General features: G+C 62.6%; 16 protein-coding genes and 1 tRNA gene. 6 read left to right on the top strand and 11 right to left on the bottom strand.

Annotation, left to right across the window (positions count from 1 at the left end):
- Positions 1-4 precede the first annotated feature (4 nt).
- The 3 genes from cysN to cysQ all read right to left on the bottom strand — a co-directional run bounded on the left by cysN (position 5) and on the right by cysQ (position 3,652).
- Positions 5-1,912 carry a sulfate adenylyltransferase subunit CysN gene (cysN, locus tag ACO06R_RS16810; protein WP_421852633.1) on the bottom strand — a complete coding sequence of 636 codons (1,908 nt, stop codon included), beginning with the start codon at positions 1,910-1,912 and terminating at the stop codon, positions 5-7.
- A complete protein-coding gene (cysD, locus tag ACO06R_RS16805; RefSeq protein ID WP_421852630.1) occupies positions 1,912-2,814 on the bottom strand; it encodes a sulfate adenylyltransferase subunit CysD in 903 nt (300 codons plus the stop codon). Before cysD ends, cysN begins: the two co-directional genes overlap by 1 nt.
- Positions 2,815-2,875: 61 nt before the next feature.
- On the bottom strand, positions 2,876-3,652 hold the full coding sequence (gene cysQ, locus ACO06R_RS16800; protein ID WP_421852627.1) for a 3'(2'),5'-bisphosphate nucleotidase CysQ: 777 nt from the start codon (positions 3,650-3,652) through the stop codon (positions 2,876-2,878).
- A gap of 298 nt (positions 3,653-3,950) precedes the next feature.
- On the opposite strand from cysQ, the gene galU reads away from it, so the two are divergent.
- Entirely contained in the window at positions 3,951-4,823 is an 873-nt protein-coding gene (gene galU / locus ACO06R_RS16795) for a UTP--glucose-1-phosphate uridylyltransferase GalU (RefSeq protein WP_421852624.1), read from the top strand.
- A 5-nt stretch (positions 4,824-4,828) separates the two neighbouring features.
- On the opposite strand, the gene ACO06R_RS16790 is transcribed toward galU, so the two are convergent.
- Positions 4,829-5,830 carry a hypothetical protein gene (locus ACO06R_RS16790; protein ID WP_421852621.1) on the bottom strand — a complete coding sequence of 334 codons (1,002 nt, stop codon included), beginning with the start codon at positions 5,828-5,830 and terminating at the stop codon, positions 4,829-4,831.
- Between the two features lie 156 nt (positions 5,831-5,986).
- Between ACO06R_RS16790 and ACO06R_RS16785 the strand changes: the two genes are divergently transcribed.
- Both ACO06R_RS16785 and dxs read left to right on the top strand, forming a co-directional pair.
- A complete protein-coding gene (locus ACO06R_RS16785) occupies positions 5,987-7,309 on the top strand; it encodes an NAD(P)H-dependent oxidoreductase (RefSeq protein WP_421852618.1) in 1,323 nt (440 codons plus the stop codon).
- Positions 7,310-7,428: 119 nt separating this feature from the next.
- Positions 7,429-9,354 carry a 1-deoxy-D-xylulose-5-phosphate synthase gene (gene dxs, locus ACO06R_RS16780; RefSeq protein ID WP_421852615.1) on the top strand — a complete coding sequence of 642 codons (1,926 nt, stop codon included), beginning with the start codon at positions 7,429-7,431 and terminating at the stop codon, positions 9,352-9,354.
- Between the two features lie 16 nt (positions 9,355-9,370).
- On the opposite strand, the gene ACO06R_RS16775 is transcribed toward dxs, so the two are convergent.
- From ACO06R_RS16775 to ACO06R_RS16760, 4 genes are all read right to left on the bottom strand, one after another.
- Complete coding sequence (locus tag ACO06R_RS16775; protein ID WP_421859475.1) at positions 9,371-13,336, bottom strand: translocation/assembly module TamB domain-containing protein; 3,966 nt, start codon at positions 13,334-13,336, stop codon at positions 9,371-9,373.
- A gap of 2 nt (positions 13,337-13,338) precedes the next feature.
- Positions 13,339-15,231 (bottom strand): autotransporter assembly complex protein TamA, encoded by a 1,893-nt coding sequence (locus ACO06R_RS16770; RefSeq protein ID WP_421852612.1) that lies wholly within the window; start codon positions 15,229-15,231, stop codon positions 13,339-13,341.
- A gap of 238 nt (positions 15,232-15,469) precedes the next feature.
- Positions 15,470-16,219, bottom strand: a complete 750-nt coding sequence (locus tag ACO06R_RS16765) for a helix-turn-helix transcriptional regulator (protein ID WP_421852609.1) — start codon at positions 16,217-16,219, stop codon at positions 15,470-15,472.
- 366 nt (positions 16,220-16,585) lie between these two features.
- Positions 16,586-16,662, bottom strand: a tRNA-Pro gene (locus tag ACO06R_RS16760).
- A 195-nt stretch (positions 16,663-16,857) separates the two neighbouring features.
- Here ACO06R_RS16760 and ACO06R_RS16755 point away from each other — a divergent pair.
- The gene (locus ACO06R_RS16755; RefSeq protein WP_421852606.1) at positions 16,858-18,372 is read left to right on the top strand and encodes a phosphomannomutase/phosphoglucomutase; all 1,515 of its coding nucleotides are present in this window, start codon (positions 16,858-16,860) and stop codon (positions 18,370-18,372) included.
- 12 nt (positions 18,373-18,384) lie between these two features.
- Here ACO06R_RS16755 and ACO06R_RS16750 read toward each other — a convergent pair whose 3' ends face one another.
- Positions 18,385-19,122 (bottom strand): DUF3750 domain-containing protein, encoded by a 738-nt coding sequence (locus ACO06R_RS16750; protein ID WP_421859473.1) that lies wholly within the window; start codon positions 19,120-19,122, stop codon positions 18,385-18,387.
- 121 nt (positions 19,123-19,243) lie between these two features.
- Between ACO06R_RS16750 and ACO06R_RS16745 the strand changes: the two genes are divergently transcribed.
- Positions 19,244-20,245: an asparaginase gene (locus ACO06R_RS16745; protein WP_421852603.1), complete on the top strand. Its 1,002-nt coding sequence runs from the start codon at positions 19,244-19,246 to the stop codon at positions 20,243-20,245.
- A 71-nt stretch (positions 20,246-20,316) separates the two neighbouring features.
- Here ACO06R_RS16745 and ACO06R_RS16740 read toward each other — a convergent pair whose 3' ends face one another.
- Complete coding sequence (locus ACO06R_RS16740) at positions 20,317-20,676, bottom strand: DUF2267 domain-containing protein (RefSeq protein ID WP_421852600.1); 360 nt, start codon at positions 20,674-20,676, stop codon at positions 20,317-20,319.
- Positions 20,677-20,828: 152 nt separating this feature from the next.
- Between ACO06R_RS16740 and ACO06R_RS16735 the strand changes: the two genes are divergently transcribed.
- Positions 20,829-22,451, top strand: a complete 1,623-nt coding sequence (locus ACO06R_RS16735) for a helicase HerA-like domain-containing protein (protein WP_421852597.1) — start codon at positions 20,829-20,831, stop codon at positions 22,449-22,451.
- A gap of 38 nt (positions 22,452-22,489) precedes the next feature.
- Here the strand turns inward: ACO06R_RS16735 and ACO06R_RS16730 are convergent, their stop codons facing one another.
- The gene (locus ACO06R_RS16730) at positions 22,490-23,158 is read right to left on the bottom strand and encodes a L,D-transpeptidase (protein ID WP_421852594.1); all 669 of its coding nucleotides are present in this window, start codon (positions 23,156-23,158) and stop codon (positions 22,490-22,492) included.
- Positions 23,159-23,218: the final 60 nt, after the last annotated feature.

The following is a 23,218-nucleotide window of genomic DNA, read 5'->3' as shown; positions in this document are numbered from 1 at the left end:
CGCCTTAGAGATCCGCGATGCGCCGCGACCGCAGCGCGGCCAGGATCTCATCGGCGGCTTCCTCGGCGCTCATGCTGGTCGTGTCGATACGAATATCGGGGTTTTCCGGTTCCTCGTAGGGCGAATCGATGCCGGTAAAGTTTTTGATCTGGCCGTCACGCGCCTTCTTGTAGAGGCCCTTCACGTCGCGTTCCTCGGCCACGTCCAACGGGGTGTCGACGAACACCGTCAGGAATTCGTCCTCGCCCATCAGGTCCTTCGCCATACGGCGTTCGGCGCGGAAGGGCGAGATAAACGACACCAGCGTGATCAGTCCCGCATCGGTCATCAGCTTTGCCACTTCTGCGACACGACGGATATTCTCGACGCGGTCGGCATCGGTAAATCCGAGATCCTTGTTGAGACCGTGGCGAACATTGTCGCCGTCGAGCAGCATCGTATGGGCGCCGGCCGCGATCAACTTGCGGTCGACGATGTTGGCGATGGTGGATTTCCCTGATCCCGAAAGCCCGGTAAACCAGAGCACGACCGGTTTCTGCCCTTTCACCGACGCGCGAGTTTCGCGCTCCACATCGGTCGCCTGCCAGTGCACATTGGACGACCGGCGCAGGGCAAAGTGGATCATGCCGACACCGACAGTGGCGTTCGAAATCTTGTCGATCAGGATAAATCCGCCGGTGTCGCGGTTTTCGACGTATGGATCGAATGAAATCGGCCGGTCGAGCGAGATGTTGCAAACACCGATCTCGTTCAGCTTCAGATCGGTCGCTGCCTCATGCGACAGCGTGTTGACGTCGACGCGGTATTTCGGGCGCGTGACGGTTGCGTTGACCGTAGCGGCGCCGATCTTCATGAAATAGGGACGGCCCGGAAACATGTGCTCTTCAGCCATCCAGAGCAGCGTGGTCTCGAACTGATTGGCGACTTCCGCAGGATTGCCTGCTTCGCAGATGACATCGCCGCGCGAGATATCGATCTCGTCATCGAGCGTCAGCGTGATGGACTGGCCGCTGACCGCCTCGTCGAGATCGCCGTCAAAGGTGACGATACGCGATACCGTGCTCTCCTTGGCAGAGGGCAGGACCTTGATACGATCGCCGGGCTTCAAAGAACCCGAGGACACGAAACCCGAATAGCCCCGAAAATCCAGATCGGGACGGTTGACCCACTGGACGGGCATCCTGAACGGTTTGGTCTGATTGACATCCCGCACGCCGACGGTCTCGAGGTGCTCCATCAGCACAGGTCCGCTGTACCACTCCATGGCAGCGCTGCGCTCGACGATGTTGTCGCCCTCAAGCGCCGACATCGGAATGGCAGTGATGTGCTCGATACCGCCCAGCTCATGCGCAAAGGACCGGTATGCGATCTCTATGTCCGAGAAGACCTGCTGCGAGTAGTCGACCAGGTCCATCTTGTTGATGGCCAGCACGACATTGTCGATGCCCAGGCGCGACACGATGAATGAGTGGCGTCGGGTTTGCGTCAGGATCCCCTTGCGCGCATCGATGAGGATAATGGCAAGATCCGCGTTGGACGCGCCGGTTGCCATGTTGCGGGTGTATTGTTCATGGCCCGGTGTATCGGCGACGATGAACTTGCGCTTGTCGGTCGAAAAGAAGCGGTATGCGACATCGATGGTGATGCCTTGTTCGCGCTCGGAGGCCAGTCCGTCCACCAAAAGGGCGAAGTCGATCTTGTCGCCCTGCGTCCCCATTTTCTTGGAGTCGGATTCCAGCGCCGACAACTGGTCTTCGAATATCAGCTTCGATTCATAGAGCAGGCGGCCGATCAGCGTGGACTTGCCGTCATCGACACTGCCGCAGGTGATAAAGCGCAGCAGCGACTTTTCTTCCTGGCTGCGCAGATATTGTTCGATGTCGGTCGCGATCAGGTCGGACTTGTGTGCCATCAGAAGTAGCCCTCCTGCTTTTTCTTCTCCATCGACGCGGCCTGGTCGCGATCGATCACGCGGCCCTGCCGTTCCGAGGTCGTTGTCAGCAGCATTTCCCGTATCACTTCGGTCAGGGACGTCGCTTCGCTCTCGATCCCGCCGGTGAGGGGATAACAGCCGAGCGTGCGGAACCGCACCATCCGCTCCTGCGGCGTTTCCCCCGGCTCCAGTGGCATGCGATCGTCATCCACCATGATCAGCGAGCCGTCGCGCTCTACCACCGGCCGATTTGCCGCGAAATACAGCGGCACGATGTCGATATTTTCGAGATAGATGTATTGCCAGATGTCGAGCTCGGTCCAGTTCGACAGCGGGAACACACGGATCGACTCGCCCTTGCTTTTGCGTGTGTTGTAGAGCTTCCACAGTTCCGGACGCTGATTTTTAGGGTCCCAACGGTGGTCCGCCGTGCGAAACGAGAACACGCGTTCCTTGGCTCGCGATTTCTCCTCATCCCGGCGCGCGCCGCCGAAGGCGACATCGAATTTGTGCAGGTCGAGCGCTTGCTTGAGTGCTTGCGTCTTCATGACATCGGTGTGGGTCGCCGAACCGTGGGTAAACGGACTGATGCCCTGTTTCAGCCCGTCTTCGTTGGTGTGAACGATGAGCTTGAGCCCCAGCCGGTCCGCCAAATTGTCCCGAAAGGTGATCATCTCCCGGAACTTCCAGGTCGTATCCACATGCATGAGCGGAAAGGGTGGTTTGGCCGGATAGAATGCCTTTAGGGCAATGTGCAGCATCACCGCCGAATCCTTGCCGATCGAATACAGCATCACCGGATTGTCGGCCTCCGCCACCACTTCGCGCATGATGTGAATGCTTTCGGCTTCCAGCCGCTGGAGATGCGTGAGTGTATCCATTGCTGTGTCTCTGGGTTTCGGTCCGGGCGCCGCAACCGCCTCGGGCGAGGGTCGGCCCGGCCTACACTGGCATTGTGTATGATGTGGTTGGCGACGAGGCGATAAAAAACGGGTTGCGGAACGCTGTTTTGCCGTAGTTAAGCGGCGTGCCGTCGCATGTCAAAACCCGGCCACCTGCCGCGGCAAGCACAGCATGTCCGGCCGCGGTATCCCATTCCATGGTGGGCCCGAAGCGTGGATAAATGTCCGCTTCGCCAGCCGCGACAAGGCAAAACTTCAACGACGAACCGGCGTTGACGCAATTCTCGATTTTATTCGCATCCAGAAAGTTCTTCGTCTCTTCCGTCAGGTGCGAGCGGCTGGCCACGGCGACCGTATCCGCTCCCTTGGGGCGAACCGTGATGTGTGTGACGTTGCCGTCGGGCTGGATTTCGCGGGCACCGGACTCGTTCTGGCCGAGAAAGAGCCGGTCGATCGCCGGCGCGTAGACGATACCCGCCACGGGCTGGCCGTTTTCGATCAGCGCGATATTGATGGTGAACTCTCCGGTCTGTCGGATGAACTCTTTTGTTCCGTCGATCGGGTCGACAAGGAAAAACCGGTCGCCGCACGCCGCGAGATCGTGGCTGGCCGATCTCTCCTCGGTGACAACCGGGACTTTCGGATAGCGTGCCGAAAGCGCGTCGACCACGATGCGGTCGACCAGAAGATCGGCTTCCGTCACCGGCGACTGATCGGCCTTGTGGCTCACGGCGTGTTCACGGTTGTAAACATCCATGGCCGCCTTGCCCGAATCAAGCGTGCAGTCAACGAGGTCATCGATAGTGAATTCAGGCATTTCGGCTCCGAGGTTACCGGGATCGCGAGTCTTCGGTTCTCGCATCTTTGATGATTGGCGAAGGCTGTGTCCGATCCGGAATGGCCGAGAGGGAAATCGCTCGGGGCAAACGCGGTGAACACTGCCAAATCTGCCGTCCGGATGTATAGCAGCGATGATCCTAATGCCATCGCGTCGATCGTTTGCGTCAGTAGAGTCTCGGAATAACCGCAAAATGGGTTTGTGCGATTGCGCTGGGTGTTGTTTGTTTCGGGAAAGCAGCGCGGCTGCGAACGACTGACAAGGAGCATGTTGAGCCATGGCCAAGAGAATACGAAAAGCGGTGATTCCGGTCGCCGGACTGGGAACCCGTTTTCTGCCGGCAACGAAAGCCGTACCCAAGGAAATGCTGACCGTGGTGGACCGTCCGGTTGTGCAATACGCCGTGGAAGAGGCTTTCGAGGCCGGGGTCGAGCATGTGATTTTCGTCACCGGTCGTGGCAAGGTGCTGATCGAGGATCATTTCGACTACCAGTACGAACTGGACGCCACCCTGCGCGAACGCGGCAAGACCGAAATGGCCGATCTGGTGGAGGCGCAGACCCCGGCCGCAGGCGCGGTTTCGTTCACGCGCCAACAAAAGCCGCTTGGATTGGGCCATGCCGTTTGGTGCGCCCGCGATCTGGTCGGCGACGAGCCGTTTGCGGTCCTGTTGCCGGACATGGTTATGGACGGTGAACCCGGCTGCCTGAAGCAGATGATGGACGCCTATGACGAGATCGGCGGCAACATCATCGCCGTGCAGGAAACGACACCGGAACTTGCCCACAAATACGGGATCGTCGCCACCGGACAAGCGCACGGGCGCGCATTCGAGATCACCGACATGGTCGAGAAGCCGGCGCCGGGAACCGCACCGTCCAATCTATACATCAACGGGCGTTACATCCTCCAGCCGCGCATCATGGAACTGCTTGCCACGCAGTCCACGGGCGCCGGAGGTGAAATCCAGCTGACCGACGCGATGCTCACCATGATGGAAACGGACCCGTTTTTTGGTGTCAGCTTTGCTGGCCGCACCTTCGATTGCGGTTCGAAGGCAGGCTTCCTCGAAGCCAACATCATGCTGGCGCTTAAAAACCCGGACACGCGAGACGATGTCCTGGAGATGCTGAAGGCCGTCGATTTGTAACGCGTTCAGCGGGGCAGGGCGCTTCTGTACCGCCACTGGACATACGCACATCCGCCGATGGCCGGGACATAGGCGGCGGCGAGCGCAAGGCCGGTCGTCAGACGGCCTGAAGCCGCCGCAATCGCAATGGGCGTCAGCCATAGCGCCCCGTAAAGCCACAACGCGGCCAGCGGCGCGCCGTGGCCGCCGGCCCGTCGGGCCAGAAGCTGGTAGGCGTGTGTGCGATGCGCCGCCCACCAGCGTTCGCCTCTGATAATCCTTAGGGCAAGGGTCAGCGACGCGTCGGTGACGAAGCCGGCGAAACCGATCAGCAGGATCAGGCCGGCTTCGGCGGGATCCGGCGTGAAGATGGCAATGCCGACTGCGACGAGCGGGATCGACAGGCTTCCCGCGTCGCCCATGAAAAGTCGCGCCTCCGGCCGGTTGAAAAACAGAAAGGCCAGGCACGCCCCCGTCAAGGCGAGCATGAGCGCATCGGCCTCGGCCGTGCTTTCCGTCATGCCCAGATGAACGGCCGTCATCCACGGAAGCAGGCAGAGGATTGTCTGGCTTGCCGCTAACCCGTCCGATCCGTCCATGAAGTTGAAGAGGTTGACAAACCACAGGACGGCCAATCCCAGCGCAATGCCTGCCGGCGACAGCAATCCCTCCGCGCCGAATGCATGGAAGAGTATCGCCGCGATGATCAAAATCTCGGCGCAAAGGCGAATGCCGGCTGACAGGCCGGCCCGGTCGTCCATCCATCCGACGATCGAAGCGATGGATGCACCGAGCATCACCGGCCACAGCCCGGCCTGTCCGCCAATCGCCACGTGCAGCAGCCATCCTGCGAATGATCCGGCAATGATCGCCAGCCCGGCAGACGTGCGGACCGGACGTCTGTGCAAACTGCGATCGTTGACCGTGGCGGCCGGCAGAAACCGGAGATATCCTCTGGTCGCGGCCGCACAAAGGCCGGCGGCGGCGATTGTCGAGAGCGCGATGATTGCGAGAAGGGACAGGGACAAGAAACGAACCGATGCTGGACTTCGTCGCGATTATCGCCCGGCATCGGTCAAATTCCAATCGCCCGGCGCGCCGGTTATTGCTTTCGCCTCCGCGATGGTGAAGAAACCGGGCGTTGTGAAACTCGTTCGAGAAGCCCGGCTTTTCCATAGGTGACCATGCGAATTCCACCGCCCAACATTGCGCTGACAGGACTTGCCGCCGAACTGAAACAGCGTGCAGCCGAGGAAAAACCGGTGCGGATCGGCCTCGTGGGTACGGGCGAGATGGGCACCGACATCTTCACCCAGGTCGCCCAGATGAAAGGTGTGCGGGTCGGTGCCGTTGCCGAACGAACCGCCGGTCGTGCCGCGCAGGGCGCGGCGATGGCCTATGGCGAGGACGGTCACACCCGCAACGTATCGAGCCACGACGAGATGTCGGCCGCCATGGAAGCCGGCAAGATCGCCGTCACCCAGGATATCGATCTTGCTGTCTCCCACGGCATGATCGACGTGGTGGTCGACGCCACCGGCGTTCCCGAAGCCGGAGCCGAAATCGGCATGCTCGCCATCTCCCGCGGCAAGCACCTGATCATGATGAATGTGGAATGCGATGTCTGCATCGGTCCCTGGCTCAAGCACGAGGCCGACAAGGCCGGCGTGATCTACACGCTGGGCGCGGGCGACGAGCCGTCGTCCTGCATGGAGATCATCGAGTTCGTCACCGCCATGGGCCATTCCGTGGTCAGTGCCGGCAAGGGCAAGAACAACCCGCTCGATTTCGATGCGGTGCCGGACGACTATCGCGAGGAAGCGGAGCGCCGCAACATGAACGTCCGGATGCTCGTCGAGTTCGTCGACGGCTCCAAGACGATGGTGGAGATGGCGGCCATCGCCAATGCGACAGGATTGGTTCCCGACATTCCCGGCATGCACGGGCCGCGCGCCACCGTGGACCAGCTGTCCTCGGTCTTGATCCCGAAGGAAGATGGCGGGGTTCTCTCGGCGCCCGGGCGCGTCGACTACTCGATCGGAAAGGGCGTTTCGCCCGGCGTCTTCGTGGTCATCAAGGCCGAGCACCCCCGCATCCACGAGAGGATGGCCGATCTCAAGATGGGCCCCGGGCCATACTTCACGTTTCACCGACCCTATCATCTGACGTCTTTGGAAGTGCCGCTCACGGCGGCACGGGTCGTCCTGCACGGCAAGCCGGACATGGTGCCGCTTCCCAAACGGGTGGCCGAGGTGTGCGCCGTCGCCAAGCGGGATATCGCAGCAGGCGAAACCCTCGATGCCGTCGGCGAATACTGCTACCGGTCGTGGACCATGACTGCCGGCGAGGCTCGCGATACCAATGCGGTCCCGTGCGGCCTGCTGGAAAAGGGAACAGCGTCGAAGCCCATCGCCAAGGGCGAACTGCTTACCTGGAAGAATGCCCGCCCAAGGCAAGGCTCCCGGATTGCCGAATTACGTGCCCTGCAGGATAAAATGCTGGCCTGATTTCGGCTTGGCCGTTGACCAGAACCCCGCTACCGCCATCTTTGCATGTATGACAAGCTGTTTGCTTGTGGCCGGCACCCGATTTCGGTTATGCCGGGCCAACAAAACGGATTGATGACGTGACTACCAACCGATTGCATACGCCGATCCTCGACGGCATCGACGACATCACCAAATTGCGCGAACTTGGAGACCGTTTGCTGCCCGATCTTGCGGCAGAAATCCGCGCGGAGATGATCGACGCGGTATCGCGTACCGGTGGTCACCTGGGCGCGGGTCTTGGCGTCGTCGAGCTGACGGTGGCGATCCACCACGTCTTCAACACGCCCGATGACCGGCTGATCTGGGATGTTGGTCATCAATGCTATCCGCACAAGATCCTCACCGGCCGGCGCGACCGCATCCGTACGCTTCGCCAGGAGAACGGCCTGTCCGGTTTCACCAAGCGCGACGAGAGTGAGTTCGATCCGTTCGGCGCCGCCCATTCTTCGACGTCGATCTCCGCCGGATTGGGCATGGTCGAGGCGGCTCGTCTGCAGGACTTGCCGCGCCAGGTCATCGCGGTGATCGGCGACGGTGCGATGTCGGCCGGCATGGCCTACGAGGCGCTCAACAACGCCGGTGCGCTCAATGCGCGCCAGATCGTGATTTTGAACGACAATGACATGTCGATCGCGCCGCCGACCGGCGCCATGAGCGCCTATCTGGCGCGGCTGGCCTCCGGCTCCACCTATATGGGCTTTCGCGAACTGGGCAAGAAGCTGACCGCGTATCTGGGACGGCGCATCGACCGGGCGATCACCCGCGCCGTGGAACATGCACGCGGCTATGTGACCGGCGGAACGCTGTTCGAGGAACTCGGCTTCTATCACATCGGCCCGATCGACGGGCACGATTTGCCGACCCTGCTGGCGGTCCTGCGAAACGTGCGCGATAACATTTCTGGTCCGGTCCTGATCCACTGCGTGACGCAGAAAGGCAAGGGATACGAGCCCGCCGAGAAGGCGGCGGACAAGTATCATGGCGTCGCGAAATTCGATGTCATCACAGGTGCACAGTCCAAACCGACCCCCAACGCGCCCGCCTACACCAAGGTCTTCGGGCAGGCGCTGGTCAAGGAAGCCGAGGTCGACGACCGCGTCGTCGCCATCACGGCGGCAATGCCGTCGGGAACCGGCGTCGACATCTTCCAGGACGCATTTCCGGACCGCACCTACGATGTCGGGATCGCCGAACAGCACGCAGTGACGTTCGGGGCGGGAATGGCCGCCGACGGGATGAAACCGTTCGTCGCGATCTATTCGACGTTTTTGCAGCGCGCCTATGACCAGGTTGTGCACGATGTCGCGATCCAGAAACTGCCGGTACGTTTCCCGATCGACCGGGCCGGCTTCGTCGGTGCGGACGGGGCTACGCACGCCGGTTCTTTCGACGTCGCCTATCTCTCCTGCCTGCCGGGTTTCGTCGTCATGGCCGCCGCCGACGAGGCGGAACTGAAGCATATGGTGAGAACGGCCACCGCCTATGAGGATGGGCCGCTGGCCTTCCGCTACCCGCGCGGCGAGGGGGTTGGTGTCGACATGCCCGAACGCGGCGACCTCCTGGAAATCGGCAAGGGGCGGATCGTTCGCGAAGGCAACAAGATAGCGCTTCTGTCGCTGGGCACGCGACTGGCCGATGCCATGCTGGCGGCCGAGGAACTGGATAGCTACGGCCTTTCGACAACCGTCGCCGATGCGCGTTTCGCAAAACCGCTGGACGAGGAGCTCATTGCCCGGCTGGCCCGCGAGCATGAAGCGCTGATCATGATCGAAGAAGGCTCGGTTGGCGGATTTGGTTCGCACGTGCTGCAGTTCCTGAGCACCAACGGCTATCTCGATGGTCATCTGAAGGTCCGCTCGATTGTGATGCCGGATCTGTTCGTCGATCAGGCAAGTCCGGCGCGCATGTACGAGATGGCGGGCCTGGACAAGACCGGCATTGTGCGGACAGCCATGTCGGCTGTCGGGATCGATCAGGCCGGTCCGTCGACAATCCGCGCCTGAGCCCGTTACGGCATCATCAGTAATCGCGTTCGAAGAAGACGCCGAGTTTGGAATCGCCGTCGGTCTCGACCGTGCCCCTTGCGGTCAGGCTGTCGGTGATGTCGAGATTGATCGTTGCTTCGCCTCCCAGGGCGCCAGCCTGAACGTCGAGATAGACATTGTCTCTCAGATAGGTGCCGGCGCGGACCGCAAACCCGCCTTCGCCGTCTTCCCGGAAATCGAGATTGTCGATACCGACGCCGCGGCGGATCTGCCCGGCGAGGCCGCCGTCATTACCGGAGAGCGAGGCTGCCGCTGTCGCGAGATTTGCGATCTGTAACGGCGAAAGGTTGGCAATGCTCTCGCCAAACAGAACCCGCGCCAGGATTTCGTCCTCCGGGAACTCCGGCGATGAGGTCAGGCGAAGTTCGAGGTCCGACGCGCGCCCGGACAGTTCGACGAAGGCGGTAATGTCCTCTTCCTGGACTTCGGCCGCCAGTTCGACGAGCGGATCGAGCGAGCCGGTCATTGCGATCTGGCCGCGGGTGAGGTCGAGCCGCTTGTTCAGCAGCAGGATGCGTCCGCGGATGAGTGCGAACGAGCCGACGGGCTGAAGTGCATTGAGCGGACCGGCGAGCCGAACCCGCCCCCCCAGTTCGGCGTCGACGCCACGCCCGCGCACAAAGACGCGGCTTGGTGCGTTCAGCGCGATATCGAGGCGCACTGGTGCCGAGGGGCCGTCGGCGTTCGTGCGCGGCAACACCGCTTCGAGCCGGCGCAAGGTGCGCAGCGTCGAGGCATCTGGATTGACATGTCGCAGGTCCGGCAATTCCGCCGTTGTGCCGAACGACTCGGGGATGGTCACTTCGGCGGTGTCGATATCGATTGATCCGGAGACAATGGGACCCGCAGCCAGCGGCCCGTCGATCGCCAGATCGCCGGAAAACCGGGCGCTGACCGTCTGCGCATCGCTGTAGGCCGAGTTCTGGAAGGCGATCCGCAGACTGGCGGGCATGCCGCCCGACAGGCCGACAGTGCCGCTCGCGCTGACGCTGCCGCCGCTCTCAAGCTGCCCCTTTGCCGACCTGATCGCGATTGTGTTGCCGCGCAGGCCAGCGACGGCGTTCAAACCGGTCAGCCGGATATTGGAGAGTGGATCGGTAACCGTTGCTCCGGAAAGCGTGAAAAGTCCGTCAGCTTCTGGTTCGGCCAGGCTTCCGTTAACGCGTGCATTCACGCGCGCAACGCCGGAAAGCCGGGTGTCACGTTGCGCCAGAAGACGCTCGGCAAGCTGTAGCGGTGCGCTACCGTCGACCCGCAGGGAGAGTCCGCCTCCGGAAAGCGGAAGCGTCCCGGAACCCGACAAGTCGAGGTTTTGGCGATTGACAAGCTCGAGCGCGGCGATGCGGACACTGTTTCCGGCAAACGAGCCCGACCCATTCGCGTCTATGGGCGCGATGCCCGCCGCGCTGAGCGACGCGTTTTCAACCGCCGTGGCTCGGACGGTCCAGTTGATCGGGGCGGCTCCCCCCGATTGACTACCCTTGCCTTTTGATGGCTCCGCTGTCGCCTGCAATTCCGAAATGCGGACGCCGACGCCTTCGAACGCCCGTGCCGAGATTTCGCCGACGAACTGCGGAACCCCGCGCAGGTCGCGCAGCGAAGCATCGATTTCGGCGTTTCCGATCCGATAGCCGGCAACCGAGAGGCGGTCTCCGGTCGCACGCACCACCGCATCTTGCCGCTCGCCGACGGCAGCCAGCGAGACATCGCCATCGATGGCCCCGGATGCTTCGGTCAGCGCCAGCGCCGCCAACAACGAAACATCGGTGGAGTTGATGCTCAGCGCGCCGTCGTAGATGCCGTTCCCGGCCGTCAGATCGCCTACAATTCGGCTTGGCCCGACGCTTGCTGATAGATCGGCGATTCGCATCGACGAGCTAGATCGGTTTATCGTTGCGGCCAGCCGGAGCGTTTCGCCATCGATTGATCCGGTTCCAGACAAGGCGCCGACGGCATTCGTGCGGTCGACATCACCGGCAAAGGCGGCGCGCAGGCCGGTCACGCTGTGCCCCCGCAACCGACCGTTGTCGAGGGTGACTGTCGCCATCACGCCGTAAGGCGTGTCATCGCTGTCTGCGGCGACCTTCTCGACGGCGATTGAAGCTGCCAGCGGGCCGGATCCCTCGGGTGAAAGTGTGGCGAGGTCGCTCAGCAAGGCATCAAGTCGCAGGTCCGCGGCACGGCTTGCGAGCCGGCCGTCGATCCCGATCTCGGCCTGCGCATTCGACAATTCGAACTGGCGGAAAGTCAGTCCTTCCGGAGTTCGGGCAACGCGGCCTGAGAGGTTCGTTTTGCCCGCCAATATCCGGTTGAGGGCAGGGACCTCTGTCATGGCGCTGGCCAGCATGCCGTCGAGAGCGACGTCGAAACCGCCGCCGATCAAGTCGATCTCGCCGTCAACGGAGATATCTGAGCGGCCGCCAAGCTTCTGGCCCGCGATTTGCGAGAACGCACCGAGATCGTCGACCCGCGCGGTCGCGGTACCCGTAAAGCCAAGCTCCTCCAGCGTGCCCTGCGCCGCCGCGCTGAACGTTTCGGCGGCGATACGCATGGTTTCCACCGCGATTGCCCGTCCCGAGCGCCAGTCACCGGCCGCCGACAGCGCCAATGTCTGGCCTATCGCTGCGGCCAACCCGGCGTCTGCCGGTCTATATCCGTCCAGGTTCACGTCGAGATTGAAGGTAATCGCGCGATCTTCGGCAGATTGCGCATCGGTGATCCCGCCACCGCCGGCGAGTTCGACAAGCTCAATGGCCGCATCGTTCGACTTGATGTCGCCGACACGGCCTTCAAGCGACCATTGGCCCGCCGCGTCTGCATCGTAGTCTATCGTCAGTTTGCCGCCGCCGACGGTCGTCGGGTCGCCTGCGAGCGGCAACCGGACAGCCTCCTCACCGGCGGGGCTGAGATCGAGATCGACCGACATTCGGCGCAGGAAACCGTCGGCATAGGCCGCCCCTTGCGCGGCGATCTGCATCGCGCCGGACCGAACGTCCATGCGTTCGACCTCGACACCGTCCTCGGCGATGGTCATGTTCGCCGACAGCGATGTCTCGGCACCGAAGAAATCCCGGTGCTGAACCGGCAAGATGTTGCTGATCGGACCGGCGAGATCGAAGCTGGCGCGGATATCGTCAGCCGAACCCTGCCGCTGGACCGTAAGTTCGCCGGTGGCGATCCGCTGGCGATCCGCATCGAAGGAGAGGTCGACCTGCAACTGGTCGACGGGCCCGCCGCCGGCAACCGCAAGTTCGATCGGCGGGCGTTCCGGGATTCTCAGGAGATTGGCAACGACGCCATCGCGCGGTTCGGAGATCGCGAAGTCGATCTCCACGACATTGGTCTCCTGCGCATAGGACGCGTCAAGCGCCATGTCGCCGCCTGGACCGTCCAGCCGCATGATATCGAGCTTGGTGTCGAGCCGCCCGTCTGCAAGCGCCAGCCGGCCATCGAGAGCGAGGTTCGTTTCCAGCCCGAACACCGGTTCCCCGAACGCCGCGTTGCCGATACGGATTTCGTCGAGGCGAACCGACACCGGGAAGTCCGGCAGGCTGAAGTTCGCCGACTCGGGTGGCGGCAGGCTTTCGTCGGCGACCGGCATGCGCGGCCAATCGATCCGCTCTGCGGTCAGGCTGCTGATGTTGAGGGCCCCGGTCAAAATCGCCGTGCGTTGCCACACCAGCTTCGGCTCGACAATGCGCAGCCACACCCCGTCCTCGTCGGCGAATGTGATGCTCTCCAGCGATACGTTCGAAGACAGCGTTCCCCGAATGCCGTTGAGGCGGATCTGCCGGTTCGGCGTCGACAGCCTGTCCTCGACGAACCGGATCAGCGCCGAGCGCTCCTCCGCCACATTGTCCTGCGCATCTGCCGGTGCCGACGCCAGAACGCCGGTTGTGAGAGCCGCTGCAGCCAGTGTTGTCAGCGCTTGCTTTGTCATCGTCAAAACGTCTGTCCGACGCCGGCGTAAAACGCGAAGTCCGGATCGCCGGGCTGCCGGTTCAGCGGTACGGCCACATCCAGGCGCAGCGGTCCGAAACCGGTATTGTACCGCAGGCCGGCACCGGCCCCCGTCCTGACTGTTCTGGAGAAATCGGGAGCCTCGGCGGCGTTGATCTGGCCGGCATCGACAAATGCCACGAACGAGATCGTGTCCGTGAACCTTTGGCGGATTTCGGCCGACGCCTCGATGATCGAGCGCCCGCCCGACAGACCGTTAGGCGCGCTGACCCCGATACTCCGATAGGGATAGCCGCGAACCGAACTTCCGCCGCCTGCGAGGAACAACTCGTCGGCTGGAATCTGGTTGATCGGCGCGCCGAAAACGCTTCCCGCCTTCACGCGGGCAGCCAGCACCGTTCCGTTTTCCGGGCCGAGACCGAGATAGGCGCGGGCTTCGCCCTCCAGCTTGCCGAGAGTGTTGCCGAACTCCCACTCGTACATCGTCTTGGTATCCACGTTGACAAGGAAACCTTCGGTCGCATTGAGCTTGTTGTCACGGGTGTCCAGCGTCGCGCCCAAGCTGACGCCGGCAGTGCCGAACTGCCGCGTACCGAACACGTCGTCATACTCTCCGAAACGCGAGAAGAAAGCGCCCCTGAACGTCAGCTGATCGCTGAAGAAGTGCTCGGCGGCCACCGATCCCGAGACGGTATCGCGGGAGTAGAGATCGAGCACCTCGTGCTGGCCTGCCGCCGAGATCTTGATATCGGTGTCGGGCGTGAAGCGCCCCGGCAGCGTGAGTGAAGATCCCAGGAAATAGTCGTAGCGGTCGAGATCGGTCGTCGTGCCGACGCCGGAGACCTTGGCATCGAACCGCAGCCTCTCGGCGCGCCCGAACAGGTTGCGGTGCAGCCAGAACGCCTCAACCCCCGCGCCGTCGACAGTGGAAACCGTGCCGCCGACGCCGATGCGGCGCAGTTTGCGTTCCTGCACCGTCAGGGTGAAGGGCAGGGAGCCGTCGCGCTCGATCCGGCTTGCCTCCTTGAGCGAGGCCGCGCGGAATACGCCGAGACGCTGCAACCGCCGGTCGGCCCGCTTGACATCGTCCGGGTCGAATTCCTGCCCTTCGACAAGACCGGTCTGGCGCGCCACGAACGAAGCGCGCATGCGCTCTGCCCCCTTGACCTCGACTGGGCCGTAATGCGCGCGCGCGCCCGGTTCGACATCGAGCACGACATCCAGCGCATTGGCCCGGTGCCGCGCTGTCACCGATTGCGATGCGATCCGCGCCTTCGCATGGCCCTGATGCCGCCACGCATCGATGGCGTGCCGCCCCGCACGTTTGACGATCGTCGCGTGAGCCGGGGCGCCGGGCATGAAGCCGATATCGGCGGGTTGGGGAACCTGGTCCGATCGCTCATGCGGCGGTGGCGCCTGATTGGCGATTTCGGCGACGCCGAACAGATAGCGGCCCTTTGCATCGACACGCACCGAAATCGCTGCGCCGTCGGGCAGTTCCGTTCCAGGCGGCAGGCTTGCGACTTCGCGCCCTTGCCATTGGATCGAGATTTCGCCGCCATAGCGCGCGTCATTGTAGAGCGCTGCCAGTATGCGCTGATAGTCGGCCTTGGCGCGGGTTAGCAGACCGGCGGAGCCGGCCACCGGCTTGGATCGCCCGGACCACAGGGCCGAGGCCGCCTTGATCGCGCCTTCCAGTTCGGCGTCGGGCTGGCCTTGGGCCAGGACGTCGATCTCGACGTCGTATCGCCGTGGATCTATCAGCCCGGCGGTTTCGGTTTGGCTTTCGCAGCGGCCGACCAAGCAGATCCCGAACAGTTCCAACGCCGAGGCCGGTGCGATTTGACCGAGCGTCGCGGCGCCCGTGGCCGCCATGGATAGCACCCACAGGGCTGCCCGTTTACGTCGCTTTGCTGGAATGCTGAAGCCGGACAATGCAGGCTCTTTCCGCCACCCGTAGCTCAAAACGCCAGACAACAAAGTCATGGCCCCGGTGCCGGGCCGCCTGAGCGTCACTTTGTACTCTGTCTGGCAGAATTACCGCATGACCGGAAGTAAAATCATTGGTGCGGCCGCTGGCTTGTCCAGGTGCTGGCGGCAGTCCTTGTTCAAATCACTCGAACAGACCGGAACGCAGCGCCTTCGCGACGGCATGCGCGCGGTTGACCGCGCCAAGCTTGTGGCACGCCGAACTCAGATAGTGATTGACCGTGTGCTCCGACAGCTTGAGGATCGAAGCGATATCGGCGCTGGTTTTTCCGGAAGCCGTCCAGATGAGGCACTCTTTCTCGCGTGCGCTGAGCGCCTGCTCGGTTTGTTTCGTCGGCGATTTCACCCGGTTGACCTGATCATAGATCAGGTTCGCGATGTAGCTGAGTTCAACGAGCTCTTCCTCGCTGGGCACCTTTCTCGCACCCGCGAACGAAACCGCGCCGCGGCGGCCGCTGACATCCAGGGTGGACAGATACACGCCGCTGGTCAGGCCGAAAGTCCGGAAAAGCTCGTTCACCAACGAGGCTTCCTCCTCCGGACGTTCGTTCGCCGCGCTGTCGATCGTCCAGACATAGGGCCTTGTGCTGCTCCGCAGAGCGCTGATGACAGGGCTGTTTTCGAGCAGGCCAAGTCTATCATAAGAACTCACGAGTTCCGGCGGCCAGTTCGTAACCAGTGAAATGTCAGATAACGTACGGTCATCTGCGCTGGGCAGTCGGACCACAGAAAAGAAGCTGTAACCGCGCTGCTTGGCCAGACCTCGAGCGAGCTGCAAGATATCGTAGGTTGTTTCGCAACGAGAGATATCATCCGATACGGAATCTTGCGGGGGAACAATCTTGGTGAGTGTGTTCTGTGCCACGTTTGCCATCAGTTTTCCCAATCCAGAGTGCCTATTTGATGCGACTATACACTAGTTGGTTAAGTGGAATAGGGAGCAAGCGGCCTAAAACTAAGTTCTGGAAGGATAAGTAACTGTTTTTTTATGGCGTTTCTGCAAAAATGACGCGTGAGTAGCCCGTTCGAATAGGCATAGGCGTTTTTTGCCCCGCAAATCTTGCGACAACACATTTGTCACCGGAAATCCCCGAAAACAGGGCTTTCTGGCGGCGGTTGATTCGAACAGTGTCTGGCAATTGTGGTGGATCTGCGGACGGGTGGCCGACCGGGCGCATGTAGCCGACCGGGCGCATGTAGCCTACCGCGCGCATGTATGTGTCGTTGGGGAAGGAAGTATTGGTCGGAGTGGCAGGATTTGAACCTGCGACCCCCTCGTCCCGAACGAGGTGCGCTACCAGGCTGCGCTACACTCCGCGACCAAACGGTGGCGGTCTATAACTCCGTGCGGCGCCGACCGCAAGCCGGATTTGAACGACTTTTCCGGTTTTCATGCCATATCGAACAACGTAAAGGATCAGCGGGCGGATCGCCCGGACATTTGATGCGTTTTTCCCCAACGTGCTCTGAAGATGCGGCATCGATCGCCCGTTTGGGGGATGGAGATCCTTGATGAAACCTGGCGACAGCTATTTGCCGAACACATTCGAATTCGAAACCCGGCCCCTGGTCAAGCCGACCGGCTTTCGCGAATACGACGCCCGTTGGTGGTTCGGCCATCCGGCGTCGGAGCGCCCACCGGAGCTCAATCTTCTCGGCGTGCAGGCGCTCGGCATGGGACTGGCGACCTTGATCCGCCGGCTTGGCGCGGGCCCCGACATCGTGGTTGGGCACGATTTCCGCAGCTATTCGCTCGGCATCAAGCTGGCGCTCGCACAGGGCCTGATGGCTGGTGGCGCACACGTCAGGGACATCGGTCTCGCCCTGTCGCCCATGGCGTACTATGCGCAATTTGCGCTCGATTGCCCATCCGTGGCGATGGTGACAGCCTCGCACAACGAAAATGGCTGGACCGGCGTCAAGATGGGCTGCGAGCGCCCGTTGACCTTCGGTCCCGATGAGATGGCGCAACTGCGCGACATCGTCCTGTCCGGCGACTTCGATCTCGTTGGCGGCGGCAGCTACGAGGCCATCCCGAATTTTCGCGAGCGATACATTGAAGATCTCGTTGATGGCGTCCGTATCGGGCGCAAGCTGAAAGTCGTCGCGGCTTGCGGCAATGGCACAGCGGGGGCCTTCGCCCCAGAGGCCCTGGAGCGCATCGGCTGCGAGGTCGTGCCGCTCGATGCCGAACTCGATTTCAGTTTTCCGCGCTACAACCCCAATCCCGAGGACATGGAGATGCTCCATGCGATCCGCGACAAGGTACTGGAGACGGGCGCCGACATCGGGCTGGGTTTTGACGGCGATGGCGACCGTTGCGGCGTCGTCGACAATGAAGGCAACGAGATCTTCGCCGACAAGGTGGGTGTCATGCTGGCGCGCGACATCTCGGCCCGGCATCCGTCGGCGCAGTTCGTGGTCGACGTCAAGTCGACCGGTCTGTTCATGACCGATCCGGTCCTGAAAGAGCAGGGCGCTTCGACCGACTACTGGAAAACCGGCCACTCCCACATCAAGCGGCGGGTCAAGGAGCTGGATGCGATTGCCGGTTTCGAGAAATCGGGCCATTTCTTCTTCAATCCGCCGATCGGCCGCGGCTATGACGACGGGTTGGTGACGGCGATTGCAGTCTGCCAGATGTTGGATCGCAACCCGGACCGGTCGATGGCCGATCTCTACCGCGCGCTGCCCCTGACCTTCGGCTCGCCGACCATGTCGCCGCACTGCGCCGACGAGATCAAATACGAGGTCGTCGACCGGGTGGTGAAGCGGTTTGCGGACATGAAGCAGGCGGGCGAAGCCGTGGCCGGACATCCGATTGTCGATCTGGTCACCGTCAATGGCGTGCGCGTCGTTGCCGATGACGGCACTTGGGGGCTGGTCCGCGCCTCGTCCAACAAGCCCGAACTCGTCGTCGTGGTTGAAAGCCCGGTTTCCGAAGAGCGCAAGATCGCTATGTTCCGCGCGGTCGACGCGATCCTGCGCGAGAACGAGGAAGTCGGCGCCTACAACCAGTCGATCTGACCGGGAAGCGCTCTACAGCCCCACGCGGCCGATGGCGGGCAGCTTCAGCGCTGGTTTCTTGATGTCGATACCCAGGGTCTGGCCCAGAAGGTGAAACTCGATTCCGCTGCGCCAACCGGCTGAGAAACCGGCAAGCCCGGCAATCGACACATGCAGGTCACGGCCGTCCGGATCGAGCGCGAACCAGTTCCCGTTGGGCAGGAAATTGCGTCCGACGGCATTCGGCGGCAGCACCGTGTCGATGGCGGGAACCTCCCGCAGCACATGCGCGACGAAGCTGTTGGAGTTCGGTCCCGGCCAGATGCGGTAGTCGCCGCGCTCGCCATGCGGATAAGACGCGATTGCGGCCCGCACCATCGGCAGAGCGGCTTCGGCGTCGCGGCCATCCAGCCTTGCGACGATCCAGGGTTCGTTGGAATACCAGGCGGCGTCGGCGGAATAGGCGTCCCGCCGGATCGGACTGCCCCAACCGACCTTGTCGTAGCGCTCGTATCGGATGCTCCCGACGGATTTCAGGACGATCCAGCTGTGGACGGCGAACGCGCCCCTGAAGCCGCCGGTTCGCGCCGCAAGCACATAGATAGCGGCGTCGTCCGTCGCCGCCGGATCTGGCAGCAAGCCGGTGGCCGACCAATTGGCGGTGCGCCAGGATGTCGGAGTGTCGTTGCTCGCCCACCAGACGCTCGCCGCGGCCATGGGCGCCAGGAATGTCACCGCGACGAAAAGCGCGAAGAACTTTACAAGGTGCATCGGCAGGCTCCAGTTATTGTTGTAGGCGTCATGAAACCAATGTGGGTCCATGCCGCGTTCGCTCAATCGATAATGCCATTGATTGCGGCGATCGAACGGCGCGGCAGGTTTGGAGGCATCTGTGGTCAACCCCGTTCTGGTCGAGACCGTTCGCGGCAATGTCGTCGATACGCGGCACCGGGGCGCCGTGGCCGTGTGTGACGCCGACGGGGCAGTCATCTGGTCCGCCGGCGATATCGAAGCCCCCGTCTTTCCGCGTTCGGCGGCCAAACTGTTTCAGGCTGTCCCGCTCGTCGAATGCGGTGCCGCCGACAGCTATGGCCTGACGGACGAAGAACTGGCGCTTGCCTGTTCGTCCCATTCGGCCGAGGACGGCCATGTTGCGGCAACCCAATCGGTTCTCGACAAGATTGGCCTGTCCGAATCTGATCTGGAATGCGGTTCGCACTGGCCGCTGCACAATCACCGGCAACTGGTCGAGTTCATCCGCCGGGGCAGTTCGCCAAGCCAGTTGCACAACAACTGTTCCGGAAAGCATGCCGGGTTCTTGTGCGCATGCTGCCATCAGGGGATCGCGACCGGGGGATACATCGAGACGGGTCACGCATTGCAGCGCCAGATCAAGGCCGTCCTTGAAGACTTGACGGGCGAGCAGATGGGCGAAGACCGCTGCGCGGTCGATGGCTGCTCGATCCCGTCCTATGCCGTTTCCCTGCATGCTTTGGCGCAGGGTTTCGCCAAGGCGGCGACAGGGGCAGGCCTTGGGCCGTCACGCGCCGCTGCGGTGCGCCGGTTGATGGATGCCTGCATCGCCAATCCGTGGTTCACCGCCGGTACCGGACGTTTCTGCGTCGAGCTGATGCGGGCTGGGCAGGGCGCCATCTATGCCAAGACCGGCGCCGACGGGGCCTATGTCGCTGCGCTGCCGCAAGCCGGTCTCGGCATCGCCGTCAAATGTATCGATGGAGCGACGCGGCCGGCCGAGATCATGATGGCGAGCGTGCTGATGCGGCTTTTTGCCGACGATGCGGAAATGCGCGCCCGTCTCGAGCCGTTGTCGCGAAGAAAGCTGAAGAACTGGAACGGTATCGTTGTCGGCGAGATGCGTCCGGCAGAGCGATAGAACCGGTATTCCCGCCTCGAAGGGAGTCCGGCCGGTTGCCCGGCCGGAACGATGATGATGTATCTCGGCGTTCAGACGAACTGTCCGAGTCCCGGAATGGCCGCGATGACCTGATCGACGGCTTCCTCGCCGGCCTGCGCCCTCGCGAATGCCACGGTTTCCTTGGCGACGCCGGAAATCTCGCCCATGCCGAGGCCCATACCCATCAGTGCCGATCCAAGCCCCATCACGCCGCCGCCCAAAAGGCCGCCGCCGGCCTCCGGTGCGCCGTCGATCAGCGCCTGGGCGTCGGGCATAGCCGCCATCATCTGCGCGATCTGTTCGGCCGGTCCTTCCTTCTGCAGGAAGCCGAGGATCATCCCGACCGCCTTCTGTGCCAGTTCGGGGTCGATCCCGACATTCGATGCGATGCTCGCGAAAAGTTCGTCCATTGTGGTCTCCAGAATTTTGACGTTTACGTAATATGTTAAACGACTGCTGTCCGCAAAGGGATTTCCGCTCCCTGCGCACTTTTTCTCACCATTGCCGTTGGCAGGGCCGGTGTCTATACGCAAGATCGCCGGATATCAGGGAAGGAGTGGCCATGTGGAACGTGACCGATCAGGTGTTTCTGGGATCAAGCCGGACGCCCGATGACGAGTTCTTGCGCAAGGAGTACATGTCGCTTCGCTATGCGAACCGGCACGGGCTGGTCACCGGCGCGACCGGGACCGGCAAGACGGTCAGCCTGCAGATACTCGCCGAAAGCTTCTCCAATGCCGGCGTTCCGGTGTTTTGCGCGGATGTGAAGGGGGATCTCTCGGGCATCGCCGCAAAGGGCGAGGCGAAGGACTTTCTTCTAAAGCGCGCCAACACGATCCAGCTCGATCCCTACGAGTTCCAGGAGTTCCCGGTGATCTTCTGGGATCTGTTCGGCGAAAAGGGACATCCGATTCGCACGACGATCTCGGAGATGGGCCCGCTGCTGCTTTCGCGCCTGATGAACCTGACCGACGCACAGGAAGGTGTGCTCAACATCGCCTTCGAAATCGCCGACGACGACGGCCTGCTGCTGCTCGATCTCAAGGACCTGCGCGCACTGCTCGTCCATATCGGCGAGAACGCAAAGGAAATCTCGCGCGAATATGGCAATGTGCATTCCTCCTCGCTCGGCGCCATCCAGCGCTCGCTGCTCGTCTTGGAGCGCGAGGGCGCGGAGTTCTTCTTCGGCGAGCCGGCGCTGCACATTTCCGATCTGATGCGCACCACGCGCGACGGGCTCGGCGCCATCAACGTGCTTGCCGCCGACAAGCTGATGATGAACCCGCGGCTTTATTCGACATTCCTGCTGTGGCTGTTGTCGGAACTGTTCGAGGAACTGCCGGAAGTCGGCGATCCCGACAAGCCGAAGCTCGTCTTCTTTTTCGACGAGGCGCATCTTCTCTTCGACGACGCGCCGAAAATCCTGATCGAGCGCATCGAGCAGGTCGTCAAGCTGATCCGCTCCAAGGGCGTCGGCGTGTTCTTCGTCACGCAGAACCCGCTCGACGTGCCCGAGACCGTGCTGTCGCAGCTCGGCAACCGTGTGCAGCATGCGCTGCGCGCCTACACCCCGCGCGAGCAGAAGGCGGTCAAGGTCGCCGCCGAGACCTTCCGCCCCAATCTCGATTTCGACGCCTACGAGACGATCACGACGCTGGGTGTCGGCGAAGCCCTGGTCTCGACGCTGGAAGACAAGGGCATCCCCGGCGTCGTCCAGCGTACCTTGATCCGGCCGCCGTCCTCGCGACTGGGTCCGCTCGAAGACGGCGAGCGCAAGGACGTCATGAAGCACAGCCCCGTCGCCGGCCAGTATGACGAGACGATCGACCGCGTCTCGGCCTTCGAGATGCTGGAGAAGCGCGCCAAGGAAGCCGCCGAGGCCGAGGAGCGCGAGCAGGAGCGCGAAGAAGCCGGGGAGCACAGCGATCGCCGCACGCGCTGGACGCTGCCCGATTTTGACGACGACGATGACGATTATGACGATGACGACGACGATGACCGCCGGCGGCGCACCAAGTCGCGTAAACGCAAGCCGTCCCGGCGCAAGTCCTCGCGGCGGCGCCGCTCGTCGGGCCGGCAGACGGTCGCCGAGGCTGCCGCCAAGTCGCTGGCGCGCTCGGTCTCTTCGCAATTGGGGCGCGCGCTGGTGCGCGGCATTCTCGGCAGCCTGAAAAAGGGCTTCTGACGATATGACGGGTGCGGCGTGGGCTTCACGCCGCCGTTTCAGCGCACGACGATTGGTGTGCCGTTCGGCACCCGGCGGTAGAGGTCGATGACGTCCTGGTTCATCAACCGTACACAGCCCGACGACACCGAGCGGCCGATCGAGTTCCATTCAGGCGAGCCATGCAGCCGGTAAAGCGTGTCGCGCCCGTCCTGGAAGATATAGAGCGCCCGCGCGCCCAGCGGGTTCATCAGGCCGGGCCGCATGCCGCCATTGGCGGCCGAGTATTTCTTGAGATCCGGTTCGCGCGCGATCATCTCGGCGGGCGGCGTCCAAGTCGGCCAGCGCCGCTTCCACTGCATGGTCGCGCGGCCCGACCATTCGAAGCCGGCACGCCCCAGCCCGACCCCGTAGCGCACTGCCGTCCCGTCGTCTTGCGTGTAATAGAGGTGATGGCGGCGCGTCTCGACGACGATCGTGCCCGGCCCTTCGCCGGTGCGGTTGCGCACGATCTGGCGATGAAACTTTTTCGGCACCTGCTGATACGGCACGGCCGGGATGTTGAAACCGCCATCGCTCAGCCCCGCATACATGGTCGCCGCCGGCGGAAGGTTGCTCCCGATCGCGAGCGGCGGCGTGTCGAACACCTCGATCGTGGAACACGAGCTGGCGGCAACCCCGGCAGTCAGCAGGGCGGACTGGTTGAGAAACTGTCGGCGTGAAATCATGATCGACCCGCAAGAATTGACTTCAGAAACAGTGCTACTGGAATCCGGCGCGCTTCAAGA

The sequence above is a fragment of the Oricola sp. genome (genome assembly GCF_965230365.1).
GTDB lineage: Bacteria > Pseudomonadota > Alphaproteobacteria > Rhizobiales > Rhizobiaceae > Oricola.
The sequence above is the reverse complement of the archived record's forward strand: the minus strand, read 5'-3'. Positions and strand labels throughout refer to the sequence as shown.